The organism is Stenotrophomonas sp. GD03654 (genome assembly GCF_029845105.1).
Taxonomy (GTDB): domain Bacteria; phylum Pseudomonadota; class Gammaproteobacteria; order Xanthomonadales; family Xanthomonadaceae; genus Stenotrophomonas; species Stenotrophomonas africana.
Genome location: NZ_JAOCLC010000009.1, coordinates 93,749 through 101,415 on the forward strand (window position 1 = coordinate 93,749; position 7,667 = coordinate 101,415).

Consider the following 7,667-nt stretch of genomic DNA (forward strand, 5'->3'; position numbering starts at 1 on the left):
GAAGCAGGGGGTAGGGGTGTCGCACGCTTGGGCGCAGCATCTTCTGCTCAATCCTCAGGTACCTTCTGACACTTTCGATTCCCTGCTGGACGACGTGACGCTGCGACGAACGCGCCGGAACGCAAGCGCACTGACAACGGCCAAGACACAGGCACATACGCCCGCGTAAGCCATGGCAAGCTGGTAGCCGAAGATCAGCGACTGGTGCGCAACATCGCTGGACACCACCTGGCCAGTGACCGCCAACTCATCCAGGCGCGCAGTACCTGCGGACAATCCCTCCGCAAGCGACCGCAGATGCGAAGGGGCGCCTCTGGGCAGGTTCGTTTCAAGTGCGTAGTAGGTACCTTTCACCAGAATCAACCCCGCCACGGCGATGTTGATGGCGAGGCTGATGAATCTGGCGCTGGTGTCCATGCCGGACGCCATGCTGGCGCGATCGCTGGGTACGGAGCTGGTCGTCGTGTTGGTGATGGGCGTATTGATCACCCCCAGGCCCGAGCCGGCAAGCACGCAGCCTGGCAGCAGGGTCAGCCAGCTCGCGTTTTCCGCGCCTGCACCGATCGCCATCATGAGTATTCCGCCGCCCATGACAAACATCCCGGCAGGGATCACGCGCTCGGGCCCGTAGCGCACCGCGAGACGCTCGCCATACGGCGGCAGCAGCAGCGACGGCAATGTGTATGCCAGGACGGACAGGCCGGTCGCGATGCTTGAGTAGCCAAGTCCATGCTGGAAGAACAAGGGCAGGTACACCATCAGTGGCCAGAAACTGAAGTTCATGCCCATCGAGCCCAGCAATGCGCCCGAGAAGCGCCGGTTGCCGAAGATGGAAAAATCGAACATCGGGTCCGGCACCCTGCGCTCGACCGCAATGAATACCGCCAGGCTGATGACGGCAATCAGAGCGGCCGCCATGGAAGAGGCACTTCCAATGCCCGCAGGAATGCCCTGGGTGATGTACCAGGTAAAGGAAAAGACGGCCACTGACAGCGAGACGATCCCCGCAAGGTCCAGTTTCCGTTGGCTTGGCGCCCGCGATTCGCGGATGCCCAGAACGGCAAGAACCGTCGCGCCCACTGCCAGGGGCGCATGCACCAGGAACACCCAGCTCCAGCTGCTGATGACCACGACGCCAGCACCAATGACTGGCCCGAAACCCAGCCCTATGCCGAAGACCACGCCCCATATGCCAAAGGCCTTGGCTCGCTGTGCGGAGTCACTGAACTGATGGGAAAGCACCGTAAACACGCAGACCAGCATTGCGCCTCCGGCTGCGCCCTGCAACGATCGGGCCACGATCAACGCCGTTCCGCTTCGTGCAAGGCCGCAGGCCAGGGAAGTAATGCCGAACAGCAACAGGCTGATCACGAAGATGCGCTTGCGCCCGTACCGATCCGCCAGTGCGCCGGCCGCCATCAGCACCGTCGTGCAGGCGAGGGTGTAGGCATTCATGATCCACTGCAGGCCGCTGAAGCTGCTGCCAAGCTCGGCCTCCAGAATCGGCAGGATGACCGGCACGCTCGAGATTTCCAGCCCGAACATCAGGGAAGCCAGGCATGCCGCAGAAAGCGTCAGGCTGTCTCGCACAGCAGGTGAAAGGGAAGTCATGGGTCTCCTCAGGCAGGTCCGGGCTCTGATGCGCGGCAAGGTCAAATGAAGCTGCGCGTGTCGAGTGAGGCGCCATCTTGGAGGTCCTTCGTGGATGATAAAAATGATTTGATTTAATAGAGTTGATCAATCTTCATCATGAATTGCTCCTGTGTTCTTTGACCCCGACCTGCTGCGCGCCTTTGTTGCTGTCGTAGACACCGGCGGCTTCACCAAGGCGGGGGAGCGCATGAACCTCAGCCAATCCGCCATCAGCCATCAGATCCGGAAGCTGGAAGAGCAGGCGGGCAGCGCCTTGCTGAAGCGGACCACCAGAAGCGTGACGCTCACCGAAGACGGCGAGGATTTCCTGCGCCATGCGGAGCAGATCCTTGCCGCCCAGAGCCTGCTGGTTCGCCGGTTCCAGAAGGCTCCCGTTACCGGGGCGGTGCGCCTGGGTGTGCCCGAGACCTATGCCGGCGACCGGTTGACCGCAATGCTGTCGCGCTTCTCCCGCAGATTCCCCGCGGTTCGGCTGGATGTCACCGTGGAGTCCTATGGGGCACTGAGCGAACAGATACAGGCGGGAACACTCGACCTGGCAGTGAATCTGTTCCTGCAAGAGGACGTTGAGTGGCCGCTTCTGAAGCGGACACGTTTCGTCTGGGCCATCGGTTCGGGATTCGAACACGAACCGGAAAAGGCGCTGCCGCTCGCACTCGCACCCAGCCCGTGCACGCACCGGGACGTGTGTATTGAAGCACTTGTTGACGCCGGCCTGGAGTGGCGCGTCACCTTTACCTCGGCCAGCCAGTAGGGCCTGCGATCGGCTGCAAAGTCCGGACTCGCCATCACTGTCGCTCTGCAGGATGACGTCCAGGATGGCCTGGTCGTTCCGGGCGGGGGATTGGGGCTTCCTGCGCTACCCGCTGCGAGCTTCCGGCTGATGCGCAGTTCGGCCGTCCGGACGCCTGCGATCGAGGCGTTGGAGGAGCAGTTGCTTGGCGCTGGTGATGGCGCGTGTTCGGTCCGTGCACTCAGTGCGGCGTGTTGAAGGTCCGCGACCGACCGCTACGCTTCGTGAAGCGCGGCAACGGATGCCGGCGAGAAAATGACGCTGGTCAACGGGGTTGGCTGCGTACTGAGCAGCATCATGGCGCAACCTAAAGTAGAGGCAGGATCACCGCGCTACTGCCACGCAAGGGCCTCAAGCCTCCCCGCGCCACTGGCTCATCAGCATCTGAAGAAACCGCTCGGCGGTGGGCGAGAGCAGGGCGCCCCGGCGGCGGACGATGCCGATCGTGCGCGATACCACCGGGTTGCCGATGGCACGTGTCACCAGGGTGGGGTGATCCCCGTCCGGCGTGGCCATCTTCGGCAGCACCGACACGCCGATACCTGCCTCGACCATGCCCAGCGACGTGGACAGGTGGGTCACTTCGTAGTGCCAGCTCAGCTTGAGGTTCTCGCGCGCCAACGCGCCGTCCAGCAGCGTGCGGTTGCCGCTGGTGCGATGCACGGTGATCAGCTGGTGCTCGGCTAGATCGGCCCATTCAACCTTGCGCTTGCGGGCCAGCGGATGATCGCGCCTGCACGCCAGCACAAACGGATCCTCGGCCAGCACGTCGAAGTCGAGATTCGGGTCGTTGGCGCCCATGAAGTTGATACCAAATTCGACCTCGCCGCGCTCTACCGCCTGCAGGCCTTCGGTGGCCGGGATATCGAGGATGCGGAACCGCACGTTCGGATGAGCTTCGTGGAAACGTGCCATCACGCTGGGCAGGAAGTAGAACGCCGCCGTAGGCAGGCACGCGATGGTGACGGTGGCGCCGCGGGTGTCCTCCCGGCCACGCAGTGAGAACAGCGAACCATCGAACTCTTCCAGCATGCGGCGCACCAGCGGCAGCAGGTTCTCGCCGACGGCGGTGGTGCTGACGCTGCGCGTGGTGCGCTCCAGCAGCGGCGAACCCACGGCCTGTTCCAGCTTCTGGATCCGCCGGCTGAGTGCAGGCTGGGACACATGCAGGATTTCCGCGGCGCGGTGGAAGCTGCGGGTCTCCGACACCAGCAGGAACGCGCGCAGATCCAGGATTTCACAATTGATGCTCATCAGGTATCAATCATCCAAAAATCAGCAATTCACAGATCAATTGGGGTCATGCCAGTATCGAATCACAGAGGGGCCATTCATCCCCTATACGCATCAATCTAGCACACGTATGTCCAACGATCTGCTCAGCATTCCCTGCGTGCTCATGCGCGGCGGCACCTCCAAGGGCCCGTTCTTCCTGGCTAGCGATCTGCCGGCGGACACCGCCGAACGCGATCGCCTGCTGCTGGAAGTGATGGGCTCGGGCCATCCGTTGCAGATCGACGGCATCGGCGGTGGCAACGCGCTGACCAGCAAGGTGGCCATCATCGACCGCTCGAGCCGGGCGGACGCCGACGTGGACTATCTGTTCGCCCAGGTCCGGGTGGAGCAGCAGGTGGTGGATACGTCCCCTAACTGCGGCAACATGCTGGCAGCCGTGGGCCCGTATGCCATCGAGCGTGGGCTGGTGCAGGCGCAGGATCCGCGGACCGAGGTGCGCATCCACAACGTCAACACCGGCAAACTGATCATTGCCACCGTGGAAACGCCGGGCGGCAATGTGGTCTACCGCGGCGATACGCGTATTGCCGGCACGCCGGGATCGGCCGCGCCGGTCAGGCTCTCCTTCCTTGATGCCGCAGGCGCCCGCACCGGCAAGCTGCTGCCGAGCGGCCACGCGCAGGACACCATCGATGGCGTGCCGGTCAGTCTGGTGGACTGCGCCATGCCGATGATGCTGGTGCGTGCCGAAGACCTGGGCGTGAGCGGCGATGCGTCGCCCGCTGAGCTGAATGCGAACAGCGCCTTGCTGACGCGGCTCGAAGCGCTGCGTATCGAGGCGGGCGCCCGCATGGGCATCGCCGACGCTGGCAACAAGGTCATTCCCAAGCCGGTGCTGCTGTCGGCGGCGCAACATGGGGGCGATCTGCAGGTGCGCTATTTCATGCCGCACCAATGCCACACTGCACTGGCCATTACCGGCGCGGTCGGCCTGGCCACCGCCGCCGTCACGCCGGGCACGCTGGCCCACACTTTGGTCGGATGCCTGTCCGTTCCCGGCAGCATTACCCTCGAACATCCGAGCGGGGCCCTGGAGGTGGGCCTCAGTCGCAGTTCGGGCGATTCGCCGGTGATTGCCAGCGTGGTTCGCACTGCGCGCCGCCTGTTCGAGGGGCGCGTATACGCGACATCGCCCGCGCCCGCCGCGGCCAGTGCCACCCAAGCCCGCCAATGGACGTCAGCGGCATGATCTGAAACCGGTCGGGTCGGCACAGGCGTGCCTGCCCACCACCACAACGTAGATGCTTCACTCCTGGGAGGGATGATGTACAAGCAGTTCCTGATGGTCGCGCTGTGCGCGGCCGGGCTGGCCGCGGCCGGATGCAGCAATAGCGGCCGCGCGGAAGGCGCGTCCACGGGCAGCGCTGACAACGCGCCGGTGCGCATCAGCGTCGGTTCCTACAACCTCAACAACCTTCCGTTCTTCATTGCCGACGCCAAGGGCTATTTCAAGGACGTCGGTCTCGAAGTAAAGACGGAGAACTTCGCGCAGGGCGGCTCCAAGGTGCTGCAGGCGCTGGTGGCCAACTCCACCGATGTGGCCGTTGGCTTCTACGACCACACCATCCAGATGCAGGCCAAGGGCAAGGATGTGGTCGCCTTCGTGCTGCTTTCGCGCAATTCGGGCCTGGTGATGGCCGGTCGCGAGGATGCCACCTTCGATCCGGCCCGCCCGGACACCATCAAGGGCCAGAAGGTCGGCATCACCGCACCGGGCTCATCGTCGGATTTCTTCGTCCGTCACTTCCTCGCCCAGCACGATATTCCGGCTGACAGCATCTCGCTGATCGGCGTCGGCTCGGGCGCCGCAGCGGTCGCGGCGCTGGAGCAGGGCAAGATCGACCTGCTGGTCAACTATGATCCTGCCGCCACCCTGATCACCGAACGCAAGGTCGGCAAGATCATCCTCGACGCGCGCAGCGACGACGGCGCCCGCCAGGTCTACGGCGGCCTGTACCCGACCTCGGTGATGTACGCCAACCAGAGTTTCCTGGACAAGCGCCCGGAGGCGGCCGAGAAAATTGCCCGTGCCGAGCAGATGGCATTGAAGTTCATCGCCGACAACAGTGCCGAAGAGATTGTTGCGGCGTTGCCGGACAGCTATGTCTCCGGCGACCGCACCACCTATGCCCGCGCGGTGGAGAACGCCCGCGCGATCTTCACCCGGGATGGCCGCTTCACGCCGGCCGACCTGGAGACGCCACTGAAGGTGCTGCGTGAATTCAATACGGATGTGGCCAAGGCCAACATCGACCTGTCCAGGACCTACACCAATGCCTTCGTCGAGCGTGCCAACGCTGCGGCGCCGGCCGCCCAACCGTAAGCGGAGGTAACCCCATGGCCCTCAATGCCACCGTGCGCCAGTTCAATGGCGCACCGCAGCTGGAGCCTGCACAGACCATGGTCGCCATCAACAAGGTGACCATGTCCTTCGGCGAGTTCACCGCCGTCCGTGATGTCGACATCCAGGTGGGTGACGGCGAGTTCCTTGCCATCGTCGGGCCCACCGGCTGCGGCAAGAGCACCATCCTCAATTCCGTGGCGGGCCTGCTGAAGCCGTCTTCCGGCCAGGTCAGCATCGACGGCCGCGCCGTCAGTGGTGTGCAGGAATCGGTCGGCTACCTGTTCCAGCAGGACGCGCTGCTGCCGTGGAAGACGGCTTACCAGAACGTTGAACTCGGCCTGCGCTTCCGCGGCGTGCCCGAGGCCGAACGCAAGGCCAAAGCCAATGCGTGGCTGGCCAAGGTCGGCCTGACCGGCTTCGAGCATCGTTACCCCCACCAGCTGTCCGGTGGCCAGCGCAAGCGGGTGCAGATGGCGCAGGCGCTGATCGTCGAGCCGAAGGTGATCCTGATGGATGAGCCCTTCTCGGCGCTGGACATCCACACCCGCCACCTGATGCAGAACGAGCTGCTGCGGCTGTGGCAGGAAGACCGGCGCTCGGTGATCCTGATCACCCATGACCTGGAAGAAGCCATCGCCCTGGGAGACCGCGTGGTGGTGCTGTCCTCCGGCCCGGCCAGCCGTGTTGTGCGCAGTTTCGATGTGGATCTGGAACGGCCGCGCAACGTGGCCGAAATCAAGCTGGATGACCGTTTTACCGACCTGTACCGCGATATCTGGGCCTGCCTGCGCGGCGAAGTGGAGAAGAGCTATGCACGCCAAGACTGACAAGTTCATCCAGCTGGCCCTGGTGATCGCCGTGTTCGGTGGCTGGGAAGGCGGCATCGCGCTGGGCGTGATCGATCCGTTCTTCTTCCCCTCGCCAACGGCGATCGTGCAGCAGGCCTGGACCTGGCTGTCGGATACCTCGTTCTACCAGCATGTCTACATCACGCTGACCGAAACCGCGCTGGGCTACATCATCGGTACCGGCCTTGGCGTGGCTGGCGGTGTCTGGCTCGGCCTGAGCCGGCGCTCTGCGCGCATCCTGGATCCCTTCATCAAGGGCTTCAACGCGATTCCGCGCGTGGTTCTGGCGCCGATCTTCGTGCTGTGGCTGGGCCTGGGCCTATGGTCGAAGGTGGCGCTGGCGGTCACGCTGGTGTTCTTCACCACGTTCTTCAACGCCATGCAGGGCGTGCGTGAGGTGAACCCGGTAGTGCTGGCCAATGCCCGCATCCTCGGGGCGAGCCGCAGCGACCTGCTGCGCCATGTCTACTTCCCGGCAGCGGCAAGCTGGATCCTGTCCTCGCTGCGCACCTCGGTCGGCTTTGCGGTGGTCGGCGCGATCATCGGTGAGTACCTCGGCGCCTCGGCGGGCCTGGGTTACCTGATCGCGCAGGCCGAGGGCAACTTCAATGCGGTGGGTGTGTTTGCCGGCATCATCATCCTGGCCGCCTTCGTGCTGGTCATCGACGCCCTGCTGGACGTGGTCGAGAACAAGCTGATCACCTGGCGCCCCAACGCCCAGGCACAGGCCACC

General features: G+C 64.1%; 7 protein-coding genes. 5 read left to right on the forward strand and 2 right to left on the reverse strand.

Annotation, left to right across the window (positions count from 1 at the left end):
- Positions 1-54: 54 nt before the first annotated feature.
- Complete coding sequence (locus N5J73_RS05910) at positions 55-1,611, reverse strand: MFS transporter (protein ID WP_049447910.1); 1,557 nt, start codon at positions 1,609-1,611, stop codon at positions 55-57.
- A gap of 151 nt (positions 1,612-1,762) precedes the next feature.
- On the opposite strand from N5J73_RS05910, the gene N5J73_RS05915 reads away from it, so the two are divergent.
- Entirely contained in the window at positions 1,763-2,407 is a 645-nt protein-coding gene (locus N5J73_RS05915; protein ID WP_239508830.1) for a LysR family transcriptional regulator, read from the forward strand.
- 390 nt (positions 2,408-2,797) lie between these two features.
- On the opposite strand, the gene N5J73_RS05920 is transcribed toward N5J73_RS05915, so the two are convergent.
- Positions 2,798-3,700: a LysR family transcriptional regulator gene (locus N5J73_RS05920; protein ID WP_010485668.1), complete on the reverse strand. Its 903-nt coding sequence runs from the start codon at positions 3,698-3,700 to the stop codon at positions 2,798-2,800.
- A gap of 109 nt (positions 3,701-3,809) precedes the next feature.
- Here N5J73_RS05920 and N5J73_RS05925 point away from each other — a divergent pair, with 109 nt between their 5' ends.
- The 4 genes from N5J73_RS05925 to N5J73_RS05940 form a co-directional block, all read left to right on the forward strand.
- Positions 3,810-4,931 carry a 4-oxalomesaconate tautomerase gene (locus N5J73_RS05925; protein ID WP_049447911.1) on the forward strand — a complete coding sequence of 374 codons (1,122 nt, stop codon included), beginning with the start codon at positions 3,810-3,812 and terminating at the stop codon, positions 4,929-4,931.
- Between the two features lie 75 nt (positions 4,932-5,006).
- Positions 5,007-6,065 (forward strand): ABC transporter substrate-binding protein, encoded by a 1,059-nt coding sequence (locus N5J73_RS05930; RefSeq protein ID WP_049447990.1) that lies wholly within the window; start codon positions 5,007-5,009, stop codon positions 6,063-6,065.
- 14 nt (positions 6,066-6,079) lie between these two features.
- The gene (locus tag N5J73_RS05935) at positions 6,080-6,913 is read left to right on the forward strand and encodes an ABC transporter ATP-binding protein (protein ID WP_049447912.1); all 834 of its coding nucleotides are present in this window, start codon (positions 6,080-6,082) and stop codon (positions 6,911-6,913) included.
- Positions 6,897-7,667, forward strand: a 771-nt coding sequence (locus N5J73_RS05940; RefSeq protein ID WP_279940723.1) for an ABC transporter permease, incomplete at its 3' end; no start/stop codon positions are given. The genes N5J73_RS05935 and N5J73_RS05940, both read left to right, overlap by 17 nt.

Bases quoted from the DNA above. Each gene is read 5' to 3' on its own strand.
- N5J73_RS05925 (WP_049447911.1), top strand. From the start codon at position 3,810: ATGTCCAACGATCTGCTCAGCATTCCCTGCGTGCTCATGCGCGGCGGC.
- N5J73_RS05935 (WP_049447912.1), top strand. From the start codon at position 6,080: ATGGCCCTCAATGCCACCGTGCGCCAGTTCAATGGCGCACCGCAGCTG.
- N5J73_RS05910 (WP_049447910.1), bottom strand. From the start codon at position 1,611: ATGACTTCCCTTTCACCTGCTGTGCGAGACAGCCTGACGCTTTCTGCG.
- N5J73_RS05920 (WP_010485668.1), bottom strand. From the start codon at position 3,700: ATGAGCATCAATTGTGAAATCCTGGATCTGCGCGCGTTCCTGCTGGTG.
- N5J73_RS05930 (WP_049447990.1), top strand. From the start codon at position 5,007: ATGTACAAGCAGTTCCTGATGGTCGCGCTGTGCGCGGCCGGGCTGGCC.